Origin of the sequence: Lysinibacillus sphaericus, assembly GCF_006864135.1 — a bacterium.
GTDB lineage: Bacteria > Bacillota > Bacilli > Bacillales_A > Planococcaceae > Lysinibacillus.
The window spans coordinates 78,825-100,662 of sequence record NZ_SADV01000014.1 but is presented as its reverse complement, the minus strand read 5'-3'; the positions used below and the strand labels follow the sequence as shown (position 1 = coordinate 100,662).

At 37.4% G+C, this 21,838-nt stretch carries 10 protein-coding genes, 1 rRNA gene and 4 pseudogenes; 2 read left to right on the top strand and 13 right to left on the bottom strand.

What is annotated here, in order from left to right; all coding sequences use genetic code 11:
* From C7Y47_RS16245 to C7Y47_RS26295, 5 genes and pseudogenes are all read right to left on the bottom strand, one after another.
* Window positions 1-74: ribosomal RNA gene (locus C7Y47_RS16245) — 16S ribosomal RNA — on the bottom strand; the annotation flags it as partial.
* Window positions 75-676: 602 nt separating this feature from the next.
* Window positions 677-1,546 carry a GNAT family N-acetyltransferase gene (locus C7Y47_RS16240; protein WP_255505219.1) on the bottom strand — a complete coding sequence of 290 codons (870 nt, stop codon included), beginning with the start codon at window positions 1,544-1,546 and terminating at the stop codon, window positions 677-679.
* Window positions 1,547-1,984: 438 nt separating this feature from the next.
* A complete protein-coding gene (locus C7Y47_RS16235; protein ID WP_142509727.1) occupies window positions 1,985-3,817 on the bottom strand; it encodes an ABC transporter ATP-binding protein in 1,833 nt (610 codons plus the stop codon).
* Window positions 3,817-5,538 carry an ABC transporter ATP-binding protein gene (locus C7Y47_RS16230; protein ID WP_142509726.1) on the bottom strand — a complete coding sequence of 574 codons (1,722 nt, stop codon included), beginning with the start codon at window positions 5,536-5,538 and terminating at the stop codon, window positions 3,817-3,819. Before C7Y47_RS16230 ends, C7Y47_RS16235 begins: the two co-directional genes overlap by 1 nt.
* A gap of 76 nt (window positions 5,539-5,614) precedes the next feature.
* Window positions 5,615-6,110, bottom strand: a pseudogene (locus tag C7Y47_RS26295) (DMT family transporter); the annotation flags it as partial.
* A 412-nt stretch (window positions 6,111-6,522) separates the two neighbouring features.
* Here C7Y47_RS26295 and C7Y47_RS16220 point away from each other — a divergent pair.
* A complete protein-coding gene (locus C7Y47_RS16220) occupies window positions 6,523-8,544 on the top strand; it encodes a GGDEF domain-containing phosphodiesterase (RefSeq protein ID WP_142509725.1) in 2,022 nt (673 codons plus the stop codon).
* A gap of 89 nt (window positions 8,545-8,633) precedes the next feature.
* Here the strand turns inward: C7Y47_RS16220 and C7Y47_RS16215 are convergent, their stop codons facing one another.
* Complete coding sequence (locus C7Y47_RS16215; RefSeq protein WP_142509724.1) at window positions 8,634-9,101, bottom strand: threonine/serine exporter family protein; 468 nt, start codon at window positions 9,099-9,101, stop codon at window positions 8,634-8,636.
* Window positions 9,102-9,112: 11 nt separating this feature from the next.
* Complete coding sequence (locus C7Y47_RS16210; RefSeq protein WP_142509723.1) at window positions 9,113-9,865, bottom strand: threonine/serine exporter family protein; 753 nt, start codon at window positions 9,863-9,865, stop codon at window positions 9,113-9,115.
* Window positions 9,866-10,136: 271 nt separating this feature from the next.
* Between C7Y47_RS16210 and C7Y47_RS16205 the strand changes: the two genes are divergently transcribed.
* Window positions 10,137-11,543, top strand: coding sequence for a polysaccharide deacetylase family protein (locus tag C7Y47_RS16205; RefSeq protein WP_142509722.1), 1,407 nt, complete (start codon window positions 10,137-10,139; stop codon window positions 11,541-11,543).
* Between the two features lie 51 nt (window positions 11,544-11,594).
* Here the strand turns inward: C7Y47_RS16205 and C7Y47_RS16200 are convergent, their stop codons facing one another.
* From C7Y47_RS16200 to C7Y47_RS16180, 6 genes and pseudogenes are all read right to left on the bottom strand, one after another.
* Window positions 11,595-13,691, bottom strand: coding sequence for a beta-propeller domain-containing protein (locus C7Y47_RS16200; RefSeq protein ID WP_142509721.1), 2,097 nt, complete (start codon window positions 13,689-13,691; stop codon window positions 11,595-11,597).
* A 251-nt stretch (window positions 13,692-13,942) separates the two neighbouring features.
* A pseudogene (locus C7Y47_RS26290) lies at window positions 13,943-14,281 on the bottom strand (PPC domain-containing protein); the annotation flags it as partial.
* Between the two features lie 6 nt (window positions 14,282-14,287).
* Window positions 14,288-17,173 (bottom strand): annotated as a pseudogene (locus C7Y47_RS16195) (collagenase); the annotation flags it as partial.
* 429 nt (window positions 17,174-17,602) lie between these two features.
* Window positions 17,603-18,675, bottom strand: a pseudogene (locus C7Y47_RS16190) (acyl-CoA dehydrogenase family protein).
* A gap of 10 nt (window positions 18,676-18,685) precedes the next feature.
* The gene (locus C7Y47_RS16185; protein WP_142509719.1) at window positions 18,686-19,858 is read right to left on the bottom strand and encodes a saccharopine dehydrogenase family protein; all 1,173 of its coding nucleotides are present in this window, start codon (window positions 19,856-19,858) and stop codon (window positions 18,686-18,688) included.
* Window positions 19,859-19,884: 26 nt separating this feature from the next.
* The gene (locus tag C7Y47_RS16180; protein ID WP_142509718.1) at window positions 19,885-21,363 is read right to left on the bottom strand and encodes an aldehyde dehydrogenase family protein; all 1,479 of its coding nucleotides are present in this window, start codon (window positions 21,361-21,363) and stop codon (window positions 19,885-19,887) included.
* Window positions 21,364-21,838 lie beyond the last annotated feature (475 nt).

The window sequence follows — 21,838 nt, the reverse complement described above, 5'->3', positions numbered from 1 at the left end:
TCTGTTCGCTCGACTTGCATGTATTAGGCACGCCGCCAGCGTTCGTCCTGAGCCAGGATCAAACTCTCCATAAAAAGAAATTTGATTAGCTCAAATTGTTTTGCTGGCATCATGTTTGATGTCCAAAATTTTGTTTCGTTCGCCAACTCAAGGTTAGCTAGTAAAAACTTTATTGATTACGTTTTGCTTGTTCAGTTTTCAAGGTTCATTTCGTTGCCGTTTTCTCAGCAGCAACTTTTATATAATATCATGTCGTAAACTCTATGTCAACAACTAGTTTAGCTGTTTTTTAGTAGCTGTCTTAACGACTTGTATAATATTACACACTTAATTTAAAAACGTCAACACTTTTTTCTAAAAAAGTTTATAGTTTTTTACTCCATCGAGAAATTTCCTATTATAATGATTTTAAAAATAATATAATATTAAACTCATAATATGACATTAATTTAATGTTTTACAGTTATCTAAATTAGATATCATTATAAAATTATTTTGACCTTAAATTACGGACTCGAATGATGTTCCTCGGAATCTTCTTAGAAAGTAAGGTCTTCCCCATCCATTTACGTAGTTCGTATATTATCTCTACCTGAAAATTTCACTTCCTTTTCACTGGTGTCTGGACTTCATTGCTAAACACAAAAAAGTGAGGAGCACACTCCTCACTCTTCACTTATTGTTTTACATAATAGTCTATTTGTTGAGCTTTCATAAAGCCGGCCTTTTCATAAACAGAAAGCGCCTTTCTATTGTCAATTTCTACATCGAGCATGACGAATTTAGCTTTAATTTTGCTCGCATAATCTTTGGAAAATGACAGCATTGCAGTACCAATTCCTTGCCCCTCAAAGTTTGGATGAACTGCCAATGCCGTTACCCATTGAATTTCATTTTCCTGGGCAGTCGTCACTGTTCCAACAATTTCTCCATCTTTACGGGCTATCCATAGCTTTCTTCCAGTAGTTGATGTATTAAAAGCGATTAGCTCTTTAGACTCTTCAGGTAGATCTCCAAACGCCGCACTATAGATGGCAATCAACTCTGCCTGTTCATCTGTATAAGGAATAATTTCGATATTATTCTTTAATTCTACTGACTCTGCTCTTGTTTCTAAAGTGGCCTCTGAAAAGCTATATGTGAAGCCTTTCTTTTCAATAAATGTGTGTCCAAAAGGCGATCCATCAATCACTACTGCCAATTGACCTTCTGCCCCACGCTCTTCGAGACCGGCCTGCAAAGCTTCCACTAAAGCAGTTCCAATTCCCTTTTGACGGTACGTAGGTGTTACAACTAAAGACCATTCATATGTATGCAGTCCCATTAAATCTATTGCACTGGCTGCACCAACTAATACATCTTTGTCATCTTCATATGCAAGTACCATAAATCCCTTCGTTTCAAAGGAACCCGCCATAGGCAAACCCATAGCAGTCTCATATACACGATAATCATGTGTGGTCGCTTCTTCACACAATAATTTTAATTCATTTAATGTTTCTCCATCTAACGGAAAAGACACTGTCATCACTGAAATATTCATCATTTACTCCGTTCTTGTATCAAACTATTGCCCTATTGTAGCAAGAAAGAAAATAAGCTGGCAACAAATTATACTAACCACTTCTAATCATTTCTATTTATTAACAATTTTACTCCAAATATAGTGAAATTAAAAGGTTTTATATGATTTTCAACGGTTATAAACTGAAAATTACTAGAATAAGGTATGTATTTTTATACAACCCATTCACTTGCAGGCCCTATTTCCGCTGCCATTGAGCATCTAGTTGCTCACTCACCTAAAAGAAATATTTCCTCTTAGCCGCCCATACTTAATTATACTATTTATCCCAATAAATTACATTTAAATTATAGAATAAAAATCATTACTTCAACTAAAAAAGAGCAATTCCAAATGTTCGAAATCACTCTTTTTTATACTGGATCAATGAGATTTATACCCTATATCGTTACTTTCACACTACTCATCAAGATGATGAGATGAAGATTGTAACATCTGCGCATAAATACCTCCCGATTCCATTAATTTTTGTTGAGGGCCTGCTTCAACTAACTTACCTTTGCGCATAACAAGCACAATATCAGCATTGTGTACTGTATTTAAACGGTGAGCAATAACAAAGCTTGTGCGTCCCTGCATTAACACATCAAGAGCCTCTTGAATCGCAAGCTCCGTAACAGTATCAATACTACTTGTCGCCTCATCCAACAACAAAATTTTCGGATCAGCAATCAAAGCTCGTGCTATTGATAATAACTGCTTTTGGCCTTGCGAAATTCCACTGCCATCTGCAGCAAGTACAGTGTCATAGCCATCCTTTAGCATCATGATAAAGTCATGTGCATTTGCACGCTTCGCCGCTTCCTCAATCTCTTCGTCGCTAGCATCTAATCGACCATAACGAATATTTTCACGTACAGACGCTTCGAACAGAAACGGATCCTGTAACACAAAGGCCATTTGCGAGCGCAGTGCTTGTCGTTCTATTTGCTGAACGTTTACACCATCAAATAAAACCTCACCCTTTGATACTTCATAAAATCTTGCAATAAGCTGCAAGATCGTTGTTTTTCCTGCACCGGTTGCTCCAACCAGAGCTACCGTTTGTCCAGGCTCCACGTTAAAATTAATGTCCTTCAAAGTGTAAGCTTCCGCTGCTTGCTCATATTTAAAGTACACATGCCGAAAGCTCACTTGTCCTAATAGCTTATGCTCCCGTACCGAAGCAGCTTCCTCCTCGGGCTGTTCATCCAGTAACGCAAATATACGCTCAGCACCAGCAATCGCTGACAGCACGGTATTAAATTGATTAGCCAAATCATTTAAAGGTCGTGTAAATTGCCTCGCGTATTCTGTAAAAATAACAATTACTCCGATTGATACATGCCCATAAAAAGCAAGTACACCGCCAATACCAGCTACAATTGTAAAACTCATATTGTTTAAAAAGTTCATGACCTTTGGTATATACCCTGAATATGTCTGCGCCCAAAAGCCAGTACTTTTTAAGCGTAAACTTTTTTCGCGAAACTCCGCTTTCATGCGTTCCTCTTGTGAGAAAGCTTTGACAATTCGTTGGCCCGAAATCGTTTCTTCAATCATGCCATTCAGAGCTCCTATGGCCGCTTGCTGCTCCTTAAATAATGGTGCGGTTCTTCGTGTGATCCAACGCATCGCCCAAAACATAACCGGTATAATGGTCATCGTTAATACCGTTAGTAAGGGGCTTAAACTTAGCATGATAATCACTGTTCCTGTAAGCGTTACTACACTAGAAAACACTTGGATAAAGGAGCTATTTAATGTTGAGCTAACTGCTTCAATATCGTTCGTCATCCGACTCATTAATTCTCCATGCTGACGACGATCAAAAAAGGTAATCGGCAGTCTTTGGAAATGAGCAAAGACACTCGTTCGTAATCTATATATGGTTTGTTGGGCAACACCAATCATCCAATAGTTTTGCAAAAATAATGATATTGCTAATAGAGCATAAATGCCGATTAACAGCATAATCCCTTTTTCAAGTCCTGTAAGCTCTCCATGCGTTACGTACATGTCAATCATTTTACCAATTAAATACGGTCCAAGAAGAGACAAGATGGAACTCGCCAAGACAAGTAACAGCACAATAATTAGTAGTACACGTTGTTCATCGACTATTTTCCATAAACGTAGTAGTGTGCTTTTCCAATCTGTTGCGCGAGGTCCCTTCTTTTTCTTAACAACTTGCTTCACATCATCTTTCGTCAAAATCGGCTCATAGCCAAAAGGCTTTTGGAAAAATCTCATTATTCCTCCACCTCCTGTTGAGAGATTGCGATTTTTTTATAAAGCACTGACGTTTGTAAAAGCTCTTCATGCGTCCCATATGCAACCACTTTTCCTGCATCAATAAGTAAGATGCGACTTGCACCTTTAGCTGTCCGAATTTTTTGAGTGACTACTAGCATTGTTGCTTGTTCTTCACTCAAAGCCGCCCATAATGCCTGCTCCGTTTTAACATCAAGTGCACTTGTACTATCATCAAGCATTAATATATGCCCTTTTCTTAATAGCGCTCTTGCAATCGATAATCTTTGTTTTTGACCGCCTGAAAGATTAACACCCTTCTGACCGACTTTTGTCTCGTAACCATTCGGGAAATCCTCCACAGATGCATGAATTTGTGCTTGCATTGTAGCCTGCAGCACTGCATCCATTTCAGCCTCTGCATCGCCCCAACGAACATTATCAGCAATGCTTCCTGTAAATAATAACGATTGTTGTGGAACATAGCCGATGATTTCACGCAGCTCTTGTAAATCCCATTGCTGTACATCTTTCCCCTCTACTACTATTTTACCTTCAGTCACATCGTAGAAACGTGGAATAAGCTGTAACAACGTAGATTTCCCTGCACCTGTTGCCCCCATAATGGCGAGCTTTTCACCAGATTTCACTCGGAAGCTTACGTTGGATAGTACAGGCGAGTCTTCCCCAGGATAAGTAAAGCTAACATGCTCAAAAGCCAATTCTCCAAAATTCAAGCCTTTAGACGTTTTCTCTGCAGATGATGGTAGCTCAATCTCATTCTTAGTTGAAAGAACTTCTGCCATACGCTCTGCGGAGGCTTTTGCACGCGCATAAAAAATAATAATAAAGGCAAACATCGAAAACGAGCCTGTCATACGCATTGCATAATTGACAATGGCTACTACATCTCCAAGCGGTGTTGTACCTGAAGCTATTTGTTTTGTCCCAAACCACAGTACTGCAAGCAGACTCATATTCATGATGAATAACAGCACAGGCATAATATACTCCATTGTGCGTAAAGCCTTTACAGTATCTATTTTTAAGCGTGAGGCAACTTCATCAAAACGAGAGACTTCATACGCACCACGAAAATAAGCCTTCACTAATCGTATAGCCTGTAAATTTTCCTGTAGTACACGATTCAAACGATCCATTCTTTTTTGCACAAGTCCAAAATAAGACACACCTTTTGCCACCATAAAAATAAGAAAAATCAAAATAATCGGTGCGCCAATAACTAAAAACAACGCTAATTTAGCATTTACTACAAAGGCCATAACGATGCTGCCAACAACGGCAAGTGGTGCACGAAGCATAATACGCAAACTCATAAACAGCACTGTCTGAACTTGCGTTACATCATTCGTTAACCTTGTAATAAGAGAAGCTGTTGAGAATTTTTGATAAGTGGTTAATGTAAAGGATTGTATTTTTTCAAACAATGCATTTCGTAAATCATAGGAGAAACTCTGTGCTGTATGCGATGAAAAATACGAATTAACGACACCGGCTATAAAGGCTACGAACGATAAGCCAAGTAAAACAATTCCCCATTGCCAAATCACCCCTTGATTTTGAGCTCGTACTCCATCATCTATGATTTTAGCCATGATAAGTGGCTGAGCGAGCTCCACAAACAATTCCAACAGCATTAAGCATAACGCGATAAATGCAGTCCATTTATAAGGCTTCACATAGGAAAAAACTTCTTTCATATTCTTCCCCCTTATTATTAGAAAGGAGTTCCACAAATTTCAAATATAGTGAATAACTCCTATACAGATAGTATTTTTACGCTTTTTCTTCACCTACAGAAAGCCATGTTAAATAAACAAGCATAACGAAGACATCAACAAATTGCCAAAACCTAAATACGATAACTGAAATAACCATTGCTGTAGGGGTTAATACTAGAAATCATACTTGTTTCTACTTAAAATAGCACAAAAACAACAGATTTGACTCCAAATGCAACAATTAATCTCTAATGTAAATCCTCCTATAAGCATTCCCCATACGGCAACAAGTAGTACACTTCATTCTTTTATCAAACTTGCAGGGTACAATGTGTAGAAGGCAAACGTAAGACCAACCGCTACTCCCCCAATAAGGCTTTACTACTAACTAATAAATCGTCAAATGAAGCATTCGTTAGTAGGAGGGAAAAACCTATAAGTGTACCAATAATCCCTATCACTTGATATTTCGATGGCCATTTCTTTAAACTAAGAGAGACATAGGCAACAACAAATATCGGTGCTAGAAACTGTAATAAAGTAAAAAATACATAGAGAAGCCCAGTTTAAGATACCCACGTCCTGTGGCAATTTAACAGTAGGTGTTAGGGCACCCACTGAATGAAGATAAATATGTAGGTAATTAAATACCTGCAAACAATAACGAAATGGAAACCATCAATGGCGTATTGTTGAGTAACAACTCCATTTAAGGTCCGGGTTCTCCCCGTATCATCGCACAGGAGACGATTAATACTATTTTTTTCAATCTTTCCAATAATTCTAGATCCCTATATTCATACTAAAAAATGTTATTTTTCTTCATTTTTTTCCTTATTTCTAACTAAAAAAGTCCCGAAATTTTTTATTATCAAATATTTACAATCATATTCATAATGACTAATTCCCGATAATTAACTATAATAATAGTATATATAGATTACTCAAGGAGATCGAATAATCATGAGTCATATGCAAAAATCATTTACGATCGATGAACATTATTTAAATTCACTTCCTTTTCCTGCTATTGTCATGAATCAAGATGGACAAGTTATAAATTTGGGAAAGCTTGCTGAACAGCTATTTGATTTTTCAGATACTACTATTAAAGAACATACCACTTTATTCATTCATGAAAATTTACTACGTCAGCTTTCATTAGAAACCTTTCAAGCTATTATGCAAAATAATGACAGCACGTATATCAATCAAATTCAATTAAAAACGTATACAAATGAAGAAATTACAACAGCGCTACTAGCTAAACCATTTACTGAACAAGGAAAGCATTTCGTTCTTATGATGTTCATGCTACCAGAGTTAATGATTAATTCTGTCTCAAGTAGCAGCACTCTCGTAGACTTAAAAAAGGGATTAGACTCGACATTTATGACAGTAACACTTGATCATGATGGGTTCATTTTAGAATGTAATAATGAATTTCTAAAAACGAGTCAATGGACACCAAAACGCGTGATTGGTAAAACATTTTGGCAATTATTCCCTGAAAATAAAGAAAGTGAAAAAATCACAAATACCATCTGGCGGAATTTAAACATTGGCCAAACGTGGCAAGGTGAAGTCGAAAAAGTTACAAAAGCGGGTCAATCTTATTGGGTACTACTAACAGCTATCCCTACATTTAATATCGAAACAAATGAGCAACAATTTTTATTAATTGAAAAGGATATCACCAAGTCCAAGTCAATTCAACATCAGCTGGAAAAAATCGCTTATATTGATACAGAAACTGGTCTGATGAATGCACATCGACTTGAAAAAGTGATTTCCAATATGATTGAGGATGAAAGAAACTTTTCTTTTGTCTATTTAAGTATTGATAAATTTTATACATTAAAAGAGTTACATGATCAGCAAATCGGTCAAAGTCTTATTGTAGAGTTTACAAATCGTATAAAAATGTACTTCCAAGATAGTACGATGGCACGTATTAACGAAAATGATTTTGTCGTGATTACACCATTAAGTGAATGGTTTATTCAAGGCTTCCTGTCTTACTTACAACAACATCCAATTTATAACAGTAATGTTGCTGTCCCTATTTCTATTAGTGGCGGAATTACACGTTATCCAGAGGATCAAACTACATTCTCCCAACTAATGAAGGCATCGATTGCTACTATCACAACTGTCCGTGAAGCAGGTGGCGATAAAATCGTCTCACTATCCAAAGCAACACATAAAGCATTAAATCGTAAAGCTTTAATTGAAAAACGTTTACTTCAAGCTCTTGACCAAAAAAATCTAAAAGTCCTCTATCAGCCGCAAATTGATGTTTATACAGGTAAAATTACAGCTGTAGAAGCACTAGTTCGTTGGGAAGATGAAGTAATTGGCGTTGTTTCACCAGATGAGCTTATTCCAATCGCTGAGGAAACTGGTCTTATTAATAATATCGGTTCCTTTATGCTAGAAAAAGCTTGTGAACAGGCGCTAATCTGGCAAAAAGCTGGTCTTGGTTTAAAAGTATCCATTAACTCTTCTGTACGCGAATTCCGTGATAAAAACATGGCAAAGTCAATCCTTGGAACTTTGGCAAAAACCGGCTGTCCTGCAAGCCTTATTCAAATTGAAATCACTGAGAAATTTGCGCTAGAAGCAGAAGCCGCTACCTTTATCACACAGCAAATGCGTAAGCTTGAAAATGAAGGTATTGCCTTTATACTAGATGATTTCGGTACCGGGTATGGTTCATTTAGATATATGCAAATTTTACCAATAGATACATTAAAAATCGATAAAACATTTACAAGTTCTTTATTAAAGTCCGAAAAAACACAAAAGCTAATGCACGGTATGGTGCAACTCGGAAAATCTATGGAACTTAAAGTTGTAGCAGAAGGTGTCGAAACTGCTGAACAAGCAGATCTTTTGATTTCTTATGGCTGTGATGCTATTCAAGGTTACTATATTAGTAAACCAATTCACGCAGAGGAAATTGAAGCATTGCTAGTTAAATAGTAAATTTTAAAAAAGGAGGTTACGTTTAAAACGCAACCTCCTTTTTTATATTTGTTCTATCCGCCGTGCTCATACATTTGATGAGTGTCTTATTTCTTGTAGACCTTTTGGAATGTCGCTTTACTAGTACGTACAGAACGGAAAATAAGCTGTATTAGTACCTCTGCAAACACAAGTCCTATAACGATGGCACCTGTAATTAAAAATGCCTTTAATCCATACTGTAGCCCTTGTATATAATCATCCTCTACAATATTTCTCATTGCATTATAAGCCATACCTCCCGGAACTAACGGGATAATACCGCCGACAATAAAAATAATCATTGGCATTTTGAAGCGCCGAGCATATAAATGGGAAACGATAGCAATTATGAAAGAACTAAAGAATGAGGCATATACTATATCCATGCCATGTTCAGTTAGAATGAAGTAAATCATCCAGCCTACTACCCCAACAAAACCACAATAAACTAGATTTCTTCTAGGTACATTAAAAATAATTGCGATACCTGTAGTCGCAAAAAAACTAAGAATCAACTGTACGATATAGTCCATGCGTCTGCCTCCTAAAACGATAGAGTGACAGCAATAGCTGCACCGATTGCAAAAGCTGTTAAAAAGGCCTCTACACCCTTCGCCATCCCCGACATAAAATGACCTGCTATTAAATCCCGAACTGCATTCGTGATTAAAATACCTGGTACTAGTGGCATAACGGAGCTAATAACAATTTTATCTATTTCTGTACCATGGCCATATTTCACTGAAAAGACAGCTATAGACCCTACTACTAAAGATGCTGTAAATTCTGCGAAAAATTTCACTCTTGTTAAATCATTTATCAATAAAAGCACTAGGAAGCCTAATCCCCCTGCTAAACATGCAAAAAGGAAATCAGACCATCCTCCCTTAAACATTATAAGGAAACAACCACTCGCAAGAGCCGCTGATATGACTTGAATATATGTTGGTAAAAAATAATTTGTTTTTTGTATCGACTTTAGCTCGTCATAAGCTTCTTCTAATGTTATCATGTGAGATGTGAGTCTCCGAGATACTGAATTTACCAAGGCTATTTTTTGCAAATCTGTAACCCTATTGGAAATTGATGTAATTCTCGTCGGCTGTGTCTTGCCTAACGAAAAAATGATCCCTGTAGGTGTAGCATAACATTGCGCATCCAGCATATTTTGAGAATGTGCCATGCGTAGCATTGTATCCTCCACACGGTATGTTTCTGCACCACTTTCAATCATAATTCGACCTGCAAGCAATAAGCAGTCAATCGTAAATTCATTGTCCACTTCATGTAAAACCATTACAGTTATCTGCCTCCTTTAAAGGGTTCCTTGCCAATAGTATCGAACTGCAAATAAAAACTCAACTAAAATTTTTTTAAACTTTTAACCAAAGTACTTTGGCTTTCATATGCTAAAAATGGTAGCTACTGAGTAATTTATTCATGGAGATGGGTTTCCCATAAATTGATAGCAAAACTTCATAGATTCGTATAACTTTTTCAATGACTAACACGTCTGATTTTATAAGCAGTCTAAAAAACTAAATAAGGAAAGGAGCGTATCCACAAAAATGCCGGAACGCAGAAAAAAACGCGGCCCAATGATTGATTTCCTATTAATTGGCCTCATCATTACATTAACAACTATTATTTTAGTCATTATCCTATCAAAGGATGACTTTAAGTTTCAAAAAATTAGTGCCTCTAAAGAGACAACTTCAGATTCAATAGAGAGTAATCTATCCACAGATAGCTCTGCGTTTCCAGGTATACGTATTGTAACAGATGTCTCTAATGATAAGCGAACACCTTTTGCTATTCACTATCCAGAAACAGATAATAAAACTTTTAACGATGCTGTATTACAGTACATAACGGATTCAAAAGAAAACTATCTGTCATCTATGAAAGAAAATAAAGATAAAGAGGTAATGGGTGAGCTTAATATTAGTTTGGAAACTTTCCCATATCAAAAGCAATACTATTCCTTTGTGCTAACAAAAATGTTGTATACAGGCGGCGCCAACCCCGAGGTTTCAACAAAAACATTCTTCATCAATCATGAAACTGGTGAACTAATTTCCATTAAAACATTGTTGAACAACGATAAAAACAATTTATCAGTCTTAGCTACTCATGTACGTAACGACTTACAACAAAACCTTAAGTTAAAGGATGAGCTTTTCAAGGATGATTTAATAAAGTCAACTGAACCGAAGTGGTCTAACTTTAATCGCTTTGCTATCGTTGATGATTCGATACAATTCTATTTTGATGAGTATGAGATTGCTAGCGGAGCAGCAGGTCCACCAATTGTGAAGCTCCCACTATCACTTATCAATCCGTTGTTAGCCTCTGATTTCCAGATTGCTATGGAACAGCCGGTAAAGCCAACTAATACAGGTGATCCAAACAAAAAGCGTATTGCCTTAACTTTTGATGATGGTCCACATCCAAAGGTTACAGAACAGATATTAGATACTCTTGATAAATATCACGCAAAAGCTACCTTCTTTATGCTTGGTAGTCGTGTACAATATTATCCTGATATCGCAAGAGATGTTCTTGCACGAGGACATGAAATAGGGAATCATTCATGGAACCATCCTGTATTAACAAAACTGTCACTAGAGTCGGCAGTAAATCAATACACATCTACAGTTGCGGAGATAGAAAAGGCCATTAACCAAAAGCCAACTGTATTTAGACCACCGTATGGAGCAACAAACGATACTATCAACGGTCAAATTCCAGTTCCTGTTGTTTTATGGTCGATCGATACATTAGATTGGAAGTATCGCAATGCGCAACAGTTACTACCTAATGTCAAAAATAATTTACACAATAACGCCATTGTCTTAATGCATGATATTCATCAATCGACTGCAGATGGTCTTGATTCCGTGCTTGCTTATTTACAAGGGCAAGGCTATGAATTCGTGACAGTATCGGAAATTCTTCCATATCGTCAAAAATAACCACAGCGAAAGTCCAATAACCTCAAGATTAAGGTTATTGGACTTTCCTTTTTATTTTACAGTTAATGTATCAAGTGGTTTGAAGTCTTTTAGCTGATAGCTCTTCACTTCATTGTTCGCTACTGTGTAAAGAGCGTCATCTATATAGACTACTCGCTGTACACGCTGCTCCCAATTTTCATACTGATCGCCAGTGCTTTTATTAACAATATTTCCTTTTAGGACGATTCCTTTATCTGCAGTGATTTCATAGATTTGCGCGCCTTGACCTTTGTAGACGATTTCATCACCCTTCCCTGCATCATACAGGACAACCGGGAAACCGAAGTAATTGTATTCCTTGTTGCGGAATAGTGCTTTCGGATTGTATTGAACTTCAGAGTACGAGCCTTCTCCGCCTATTTTTACTGTTGATTGTTCCGTTGGATTTTTGAAATCTGAAACATCAAACAATGACATTTTCATATTAGTTGTGACCGTAAAATTACGCTTCGAATATGCATCATAGCGTTGCTCGGTATCATAGCCAATGCCGATTAAATGTGTATCGTCTAATGGATGCAAATAGTTACTAAAGCCTGGAATCTTTAGCTCACCTAGCACAGTTGGCTTTTTCGGATTTGCCACATCAATAACAAACAATGGATCCACTTGCTTAAATGTTACTACATATGCTTTTTCGCCCATAAAGCGTGCAGAATACACTTTTTCACCAGGAGCTAAATCTTTTACTGCACCGAGCTCTTGTAAATTTTCATCTAAAATAAATAGGTGGTTTCGAGATATTTTTTGTTCATCCCACGCATTTCCTTCGGTTGTAACGATGCGGAAATTGCCTTCATACTCATCCATTGAATATTGATTTAACACGGATCCTTTTACTTCCGTCGTACCTACAAAATTTATGGCAGTTCCATCAATATTCCATTTAAAAACTTGTGTATTAGTTGTTCTCGGTATCCAGATCATATCCATCATGCGACCTGAAGCAGGCACCCGATTTCCATCATAAACTGGTGTTGTTAAATAAAGTGCATTCTCCGCCATATAAAGTCCACTACTACCACCTAAGTACCCCTTTGTGTTCGCAGTTGTCTTTGCACCATTTTTTAAATCCACCGCTGTAATTAAGTTATATGTTCCATCCATTGTATTTGGTAAAATAGAAATTTTCTCTAGAGGTAAACTTTTGTACTCATTTCCTTCTACACTATCAAATGTTTTCGGTTTTAAATCCGGCGTTTTTTGCTCTCTAAGCATCCAATAATTCGGATACATATTCCCGATTAAATATAATGTATCATCTGTAATTCGAATATCGTTTAAATACCCCTCTTGCCCTACTTCACGTATAAGCTTCGGATTCTTTGGGTTTGAAATATCATACAAAGAGGCTGTCGACATGCTTGTGCCTGTTTTCTCTAAATATTCATCCCCAATTACTATTAATAAATTATCATATAATGCTAGTTTCGAAATATGTCGTGACTCCTTCAGTTTGATTGTAGTTGCTAACTGTAATTTTTTCGGATCTTTAGCATTTACTACAGTAATGCCCTGATCCTTTACAGCATAAATAAAGCCATCTTTGACAACAACAATATCCCCTTCTTCCACCCCTTCGACCTGATTATTCGTTGTAGAGGAGTTGTCTGCACTCGCTTTGTCTTCACTCTTTGCCATTTCTACGGTCGCCTCATTCAGTTCTTTTTGTGAGTTAGCTAAAAGTGTTTCAAAATATTGTTGTAGTTCTTTTTCTGATTTTACAGCTTCAAGCTTTTCAATGATGGTAAATGCTATTACTTGCGATGTTGTTTTAGGTCCATCTAGTACAAACGCTTCTTTCTTCACATGTAATTTATAGCTTCCAGGTGCTAAATCACTTACGATCATTGTCTTTTTATCTTCCCCAAATGTTACTGTTGCTGTTACCTTTTGATTTTTGCTATTTGTTACGTAAACATCGTCTTCCGCTACTGCGCTTTCTTTTAGTGCCTCAGTAAAGGATACTTGCCAGCTATAGGTAGTCGTACTCGTACTCGTACTCTTAGTTTGTGCCTCTACTTTTGGGGTCGAGACCAGCATAATAATTCCTGGCAAAATAGCTAGTACTGCGATGAGTAAAATTGCTAACCAATTCTTTTTCATTATTATTCCTCCCTTTCATAAACTTGTTTATTAATTAGACTACCAAAGAATAGGAAAGTTACATTATTCCGAATTTTTTATCATTAAAAAAACGAGAGGAAGTGAATCCCTCTCGGCTTAATTACGAGCAGCGGCTATTGTATTTTACGTTAGCTGCTACTCTTTTTTAAGTTAGACACTTGATATATGGTTATACATTATAGAGATCAGATCAGCCTCTACTCTTGACACTAAAACTTTCTTCTTAATAATTATTGTACATTTACTGTATATGCCCCGTTTTCATTATCAAATTTATAAATGTATAAATAATATTTGCCTGGTTTCGCATTATATTTACCTTTTATACTATTTCCATCTTCCTGTCCATATGCTACGTAATTTCGCATATCAGACTCATGACAAAGCACCCATGTCATGCCAATTTGATTTTCATTTAAGACAGCAATATCGATTTCTTTTGGTGACGTAACGTCGAATGTGTATACATCCGTATGATCATCATCCATCAAGCTACCTTTTAGGGGCATATTAAATGGAATCGTAGTCGCTTCTTCTGGACGATTATTTGGTTCTATCTCTGTTTTTGATTCATTTTGTACATTTACTGTATATGTCCCGTTTTCATTATCAAATTTATAAATATATAAATAATACTTTCCTGGTTCCGCATGAAGTTTACCTGTTATATTATTTCCATCTTCCTGTCCAACTGCTACGTAATTTTGCTTATCAGACTCATGACAAAGCACCCATGTCATGCCAATTTGATTTTCATTTAAGACAGAAATATCGATTTCTTCTGGAGACGTAACTTCAAATGTGTATGCATCCGTATCATCATCACCCATCAAACTACCTTTTAGGGGCGTATTAAATGGAATTGTCTTCGTTTCTTCTTGATGATTATTCCCTGTTTGTGCGCCCTTCCGTACAGCTACAATTGCATGATCTTTACTTTCTATTCCCTTATCATTTTTCACTGTTAATGTCACATTATATGTGCCTTCTTTTTCGTATACATGAGTAGGGTTTGCCTCTTCACTTGTTTTTCCATCACCAAAATCCCAAAGGTAAGAAACGATTTCTCCATCTTTATCTTTTGAACCATCACTCTTGAACTGGATTTCTTCATTTTCGATTCCAGCATATGGACCATTTATCTTTACAATAGGCGCTTGAATATCTCCTTCATCCGTCGCAATGCCGTGGAAAACAATATCATATTCAAATTGGTTTGCTGCATTTACACGGTAGTTGACGAAATACGCAGTCACTGTTTTATAGCCGCTCCACTCTTTTTGCGACAGTTGCTCCAGTACTTCGTTCACTTGCTTACTCATCGTTTTCCAATCTTTAGATTCACCTTGCGTTTCACTGCCTACATACGTACCTTCGAGTGTAAATGTATCAAAGAATTGAGATTTATGTTTTGTCATTTTTACATCTTGTACGTTAGCAACATCGACAATTTCTTGCTCCACTTCGTTTAATGCTTTTGGTGCATGTTCCACTAAATAATCTTCTGCTACTTGTGGCACCTTGTATTTTTCTTGATTATCAATCAATTGCTGCATATAAGCTTGGTATTCAGCATTCAGTTGTGGATCTTTACTTAAAGCATCACGATACGCATCATAATTTTTCACATCGTTCGCACGAATTAAATCTTGAATTCTATCAAATGTCTCAAATTGATGCGTATACATAAAGGACTGTAGAGCAAAGGAATAGTTATAAAAATCCCATGATCCATATTTCGCAAACAATGTCTGTTTAGCTGTATAGCGTTGTGATGGATCATCTGATAATCCACTAATAATACTCTGACGTGGAACAACATCATTTGTACGCGTTGATCCTGCAAAAAATTCTGCATTTCCTTCTTGGAACCATGTTAGTCGTTCATTTTGATACATATCACCTGTTCCGAATAAACCAGGAACCTCGTATCTACCTTGTAAATAGTGTGTGAATTCATGGCGGAACAGCTCTTCTAAACTATAAATACTTTGCTCCGGCGTACGTTCATATGTAAAGAACGTCCCCTTCTCTTCAATATAAATACCACCATTATTCGTTTCATAGCCGTACAATTGACGGTTTAATCGATATTGATCTGGAGTGTCATAAATAACAACTGTTAATACATCGTCAGCATTACCTGGTTCTAATGCTTTGTCATTCCCAATTACACGGTGATATTGTGCTTTTACTTCTTTTGCAGCCCAGTATAATCTTTGAATTTTGTCGTCTGTTACGTTAGAGCCCGTCTTAAAGACAATCGATCCATTATCAAACGTATATGTTTTCGGTAAATACTGCTTCTTGCCCTCTTCACGCATTTTCTCTAAATCTACTGCATTTCCGTTAAAGTCTTTTCCATCATAATTTGTAGTAAGTTGCTCTACTGCCACAAAGTAAGCTTCACTTAAATATGGATACATATGCATCGCTTGTGTAACAACTTCTAAACCTTTATCCGGATGACTATGGAATACTCCTAAACGCCCTGCATAATAAATGCCATTATTAATTAACCAACTATTGTTATCTGTTACATTATGTAAAAGAGCAATGTTATTCACTTCATCGATGAAACTATCAATCTTTCCATACCACATCGTCGTATTCGCTTCTTTACCTGTCTTATGCATGTACGACTGCAGATCATAATCAATACCATGTATTAAATCATAGATCGCCTGCCCTTTTAAACGATCGCTTTCATATGTAGAGAGATTCTCGTTAAACTGTTTTAAAATCTTCGCAGCATACTGAACTGTTTCTGCATCACTAGAAGCATTACCGATTAATTTCCCATAGGCGGATACCACTTTATCTTGCTCTTCTGTACCAAGTTTAAAGTTCGGATTTTTCGCCATTTCCTTTAATGCTGGTAAACACTTATCATGGAAACTTCTCTCGTTTAAATAACTTAGTTCCTGATTATAAAATCCTAGATAAAATGCAGAACGCAATACCTCTACAAATGTTTCAATACCCTTTGAGTCATCTTTCGTAAAAGAACTTCCTCTTTTCCCTAATTCATTAATAATAACTTGCATGCGTTCTTTATTTTGATAAAAAGCTTTTGTTTCATCATTGAATTGGAATAAATCTGTAATTTGATACCAGCGAATATTTCCTAGCGTATCAATTAGCTCACTATCGCTCATTTTATTAAGCTCTGCCGTCGAGTACTGTTCTTGCAATTGCTTCGTTTCAGCAAGCTTTATAGTTGGAGCTGGGTGTTCCGAAAAATCTCCCATTTCCAAACGTTTTTCAAATGATAATGTTTCATCAGCCGTTGTAGAATGTGCGATTTTATCTTTCGAAGTATCTATGCCCACAGGCTTCATTTGTAATACATTATAAGGCGTTTTTTCTGCTGCCGATGCTTCTGCTTGTAACGCTCCGAACGACAGTGCCATTGTACTTACTCCAATTAACACTTGATTGAGTTTTAATTTCTTCTTCATAAAAAATCCTCCTATAGTACTACCTTTATACAGTGGTAATATATTGATTATTTGGAACTATATTGCCCATATAAAAATAACATATTATGTGAATAAAGCAATATAAAATGTTAATTTTAGCAATATTTTCTTGTATAATTTGAACGCTAAGACACAATTAGACCCTAAAACCATTCTTTAACATAAAAAAAGAATCCGAAATTCGGATCCTAACTAGAAAGCAACTGTAATCATTTGGACTCTCTACGGTCACAAAGACTACTGAATAGTAAAAAGCCGATTATCCCCTTAACGTTTAGGAAATCGGCTTTTTCTTTATGAAATTTCACTTAGAATATTCACATTTTGTAGGTGCTGCCCCCGAAAGAAGTTAAAAGAAGTAAGTCTAATTAACTTTAGACCAATCCATAAAAAGTCACCATAAAACGACTATTCTTCAAATGGCCATTTTGGTAGCATTTTTGCCAATGACTTATCTTGACGTTTTCCTAATACATAGTCAGCCTGCATAATCGTATGAATCTCCCGCGTGCCTTCATAAATAACTGGTGCTTTCGAGTTACGTAAATAACGAGCGACTGGATATTCATCCGAATAACCATATGCTCCATGAATTTGGACAGCATCATCTGCAGCTTTATTCGCAAAATCACAAGCCTGCCACTTTGCTAATGATGTCTCCCGCGTATTACGTAAACCTTTGTTTTTCAACTCTCCAACACGATATACAAGTAAGCGGCTCATTTGATAGCCCGCTTCCATTTTGGCAACCAAACGACCATTATCTAGCGCAGACATGGCAATTTTAAAGCCTTCTCCCTCTTCTCCAAGGCGATTCTCTACAGGTATACGTAGATTTTCAAAAAAGAGCTCGCCCGTATTACCAGCACGAATACCGTATTTACCTTTAATGGCCTTCGATGTAAAGCCCGTCATAGAACGCTCTACGATAAATGCGCTAATACCATGATGCTTCTTCGATTTATCAGTGTAGGCAAAAACGATAAAATGGTCAGCTAGATCACATAAGGAAATCCATGTTTTCTGTCCATTTAACACGTAAAAATCTCCATCCCTTACTGCGGTGGTAGACATTGCAGCTACATCTGACCCTGCTCCAGGCTCTGTTAAACCAAATGCCCCAATCCGAACTCCTCTTGCCTGCGGAACAAGGTATTGCTGTTTTTGAGCCTCTGTTCCCCATTGCATTAAAGTCATGCTATTCAAACCTGTATGAACTGAAACAGCTGTACGAAACGCTGTATCGCCACGTTCAAGCTCTTCACAAACGATGGCGAGTGCATTGTAATCCATCCCACTACCACCGTATTGTTCTGGTACACAAACACCCATTAAACCTAGCTCAGCAAGTCTTGACCAAATCTTCGGATCGAAGCCACCCTCAGCATCCCACTTCGCAATATGTGGAATAATCTCGGCATCCACAACTGCCGCACTGTTTTACGTAGCATTTCTTGCTCAGTGGTAAATTCGAAATTCATGACCAAGCACCTACCATTTCACAATCATTGCTGATATATGAGACGTCTCCTTAATGACAACACCACGTTTTGCCATCTCTTTAATATAAATGTCGCCCGGTACAATTGATTCAGGTGCAAATACACCGCGCTCTGTAATTTTATTTTCCCCAATCATTTGAGCAACGACAGAAATTGTATTTGCTGTTGCACGAGCCATAGCCGTTTCATTAATTGTCATATCTTTACGCACAACCATTTCGAACTCATAAGTCACTTGTTGTTGCGCTTTTTCACCTGCTACAATTACGCGTAGTAGCACTGCATCAGGTTTTGTACCAAGTTCGAGTTTCTTTTTAAGTGCCTCACGAACAACTGGACGCACAGAAACCTCTTGATCTTCTACCTCTACCTTATTACTAGCATCGAGGAATCCTAAATCTGCTAATAACTTAAACTTGTCTGCATGTCCTTTATAACGGATTGTTTTATATTCTAGTGTTTGGACATTCGGGAATGTCTTATACAATGTCGATATACCGCCAGATGTATAAAAAGCCTCAAGCACACCAAAATCTTTGAAATAAATAGGTTCAACACCTGATAACGATGGAACTTCTTGAAGTTTACCTTTTTGAATCATTTTTGACGGCTCTGTATAATGATCAAAGACACCATCTAGGGAAAATACACGTGTATAGTGAAGAGGTGGCTTCGGCTCTGTTGGAATACCGCCTACAAATAGTTTAATAGATTCTACCTCATCTAATTTCGAAGCACCGTAACCCGCTAAAATGTTGACCATACCTGGAGCAACACCCAAGTCCGGAATAATGGTTACACCTTTTGCTTTTGCCTCTTCGTCGAGATCTAATATTTTTTCTGTTACACCGCCAATATGACCACCTAAATCCACGGAATGGACACCAGCTGCGATTGCTGCTCTTGCAACACGCTCATTAAAGGAATAGAACAATGCATTAACGACTACATTGCCTTTTGAGATAACTTCCAATAACGAGTCATCGCGCTCAGCATGAAGCTCTACAACTTCAATCTTATCTGTATTTAAAGAGTCCACAAAGTTCTGCGCTATTTTCACGTCTATATCCCCTAAAAATACACGCTCCACTTTACTATTTTTTATTAAATCACGAGCTACCTCTTTCCCCATTAAACCTGCACCTAATACAACAACTTTCATCAAGAACATCCCCTTTCATTGATCTGTTATTCTGTATCGATTTGTGCTCTTTGTAATTTACCGCTATAGTCTACATAAATACTTTTCCATTCTGTATAGACATCTAAAGCAGCTACACCCGAGTCACGGTGACCGTTCCCCGTGCCTTTTGTGCCGCCAAATGGCAAATGGATTTCAGCACCTGTTGTGCCAGCATTCACATAAACAATACCTGTATCTAAATCTCGTTGTGCGCGGAAAATCGTATTCACATCTTGTGAGAAAATTGAACTGGATAAGCCAAATTTTACGCCATTGTTTACTTCGATTGCTTCATCTAAACTTGCTACTTCAATTAAAGAAACGACCGGACCAAAGATTTCTTCCTGTGCAATAATCATGTCAGGCTTCACGTTGGTAAATAGTGTAGGCTCATAATAAACCCCTTTATCATAAGGAGGCTCAGATAAAATTCTACCTCCAGCTAACAATGTCGCCCCTTCTTGTTTGCCGATTTGCACATAGTGATTAATCTTTTCCAATGCGGCTTTGTTAATCACAGGTCCAATCTTCACACCTTCATCCAGGCCGTCCCCAATTGTTAGCTTTTGCATTTCGTCTAATAGACGTTTTTCTAGTTCCTCTCTTACATCTTTATGCACGATCACGCGACTACATGCCGTACACCTTTGACCAGCAGTGCCAAATGCACTCCATAAGATACCTTCAGTAGCTAGCTGTAAATCAGCATCGTCCATAACTATGACTGCATTTTTTCCACCCATCTCTAATGAAATCTTCTTCAGGTGTTTACCACCTAGCTCTGCTACCTTACTACCTGTTGTTGTAGAGCCGGTAAATGAAATGACCTTAACATCTGGGTGTTCAATTAATGCTGTTCCAACTGTTGGCCCCGTACCAAAAACGATATTTGCCACTCCGCCTGGTAAGCCAACCTCTTCAAAAATTTTGCCCATCTCATACGCCATCATAGGCGTCTCATTTGACGGCTTCCAAATGAACGTATTGCCAGCAACCATTGCAGGGAATGACTTCCAGGTCGCAATAGCTACAGGGAAATTCCACGGAGTTATTAAACCTACAACGCCAATAGGTGCCCGTACACTCATGGCAAATTTATTAGCTAGCTCTGACGGTGTTGTCTCCCCAAATAACCGTCGCCCTTCACCAGCCATATAGTAGGCCATGTCTATCCCTTCCTGTACTTCACCCCTAGCTTCTTCAATAACCTTCCCCATTTCTTTTGTTAAAACGGTCGCCAAATGTTCCTTCTTCTCTTTCATTTTTTGACCGATGGCATATAAATAGTCAGCACGTTTAGGTGCAGGTACTAATGCCCAGCTTTTTTGCGCAATTTTTGCAACCGCTACCGCTTCATCTACCTCACTTGCAGTAGATAACGGTATTGTAGCTAGCTGCTCCCCATTAGCAGGGTTGGTCACTACTATACTTTGTAAATGTGAATTTGTTACCCATTCACCGCCGATATAGTTTTTAATTTCCACTACATACACCCCCTGAACTATCTATTGTGCCTCTGCCTCAATGTTACCAATTGCATTGCTTTCAAACAGATATCATCTATTACTCTATAGTATATAGAATTTAGTGTGTCAAAATTCCGAATTTTTAATATATAGAGGTCTGAAGAGCGTGCTTTTGCAGCAATAACATCGGTGACAATCGTCAGAGGCTTTATTTTCTTTAGCTGAACCATTGATGTCAGTTACGGATGAAAGTCTTTTGTGAGCAATCGATTATGCCTCGGCATAATTGCGTCGGAGGTTTTAACTTCTTTCAGCGGGATGTTTGACACTCGCTGAAAGAAGTTAAAACAATCACAAATTCCAGCTAAACAAAAATAAAAATACTCATTCTAGTGTTTTATATTCGACATTTACTAGCTTATTCCCTTTTTTTCTAAAATATTTAATTATACGATGAAACTAATACAACCTATGATCGTATATAATAACAAAA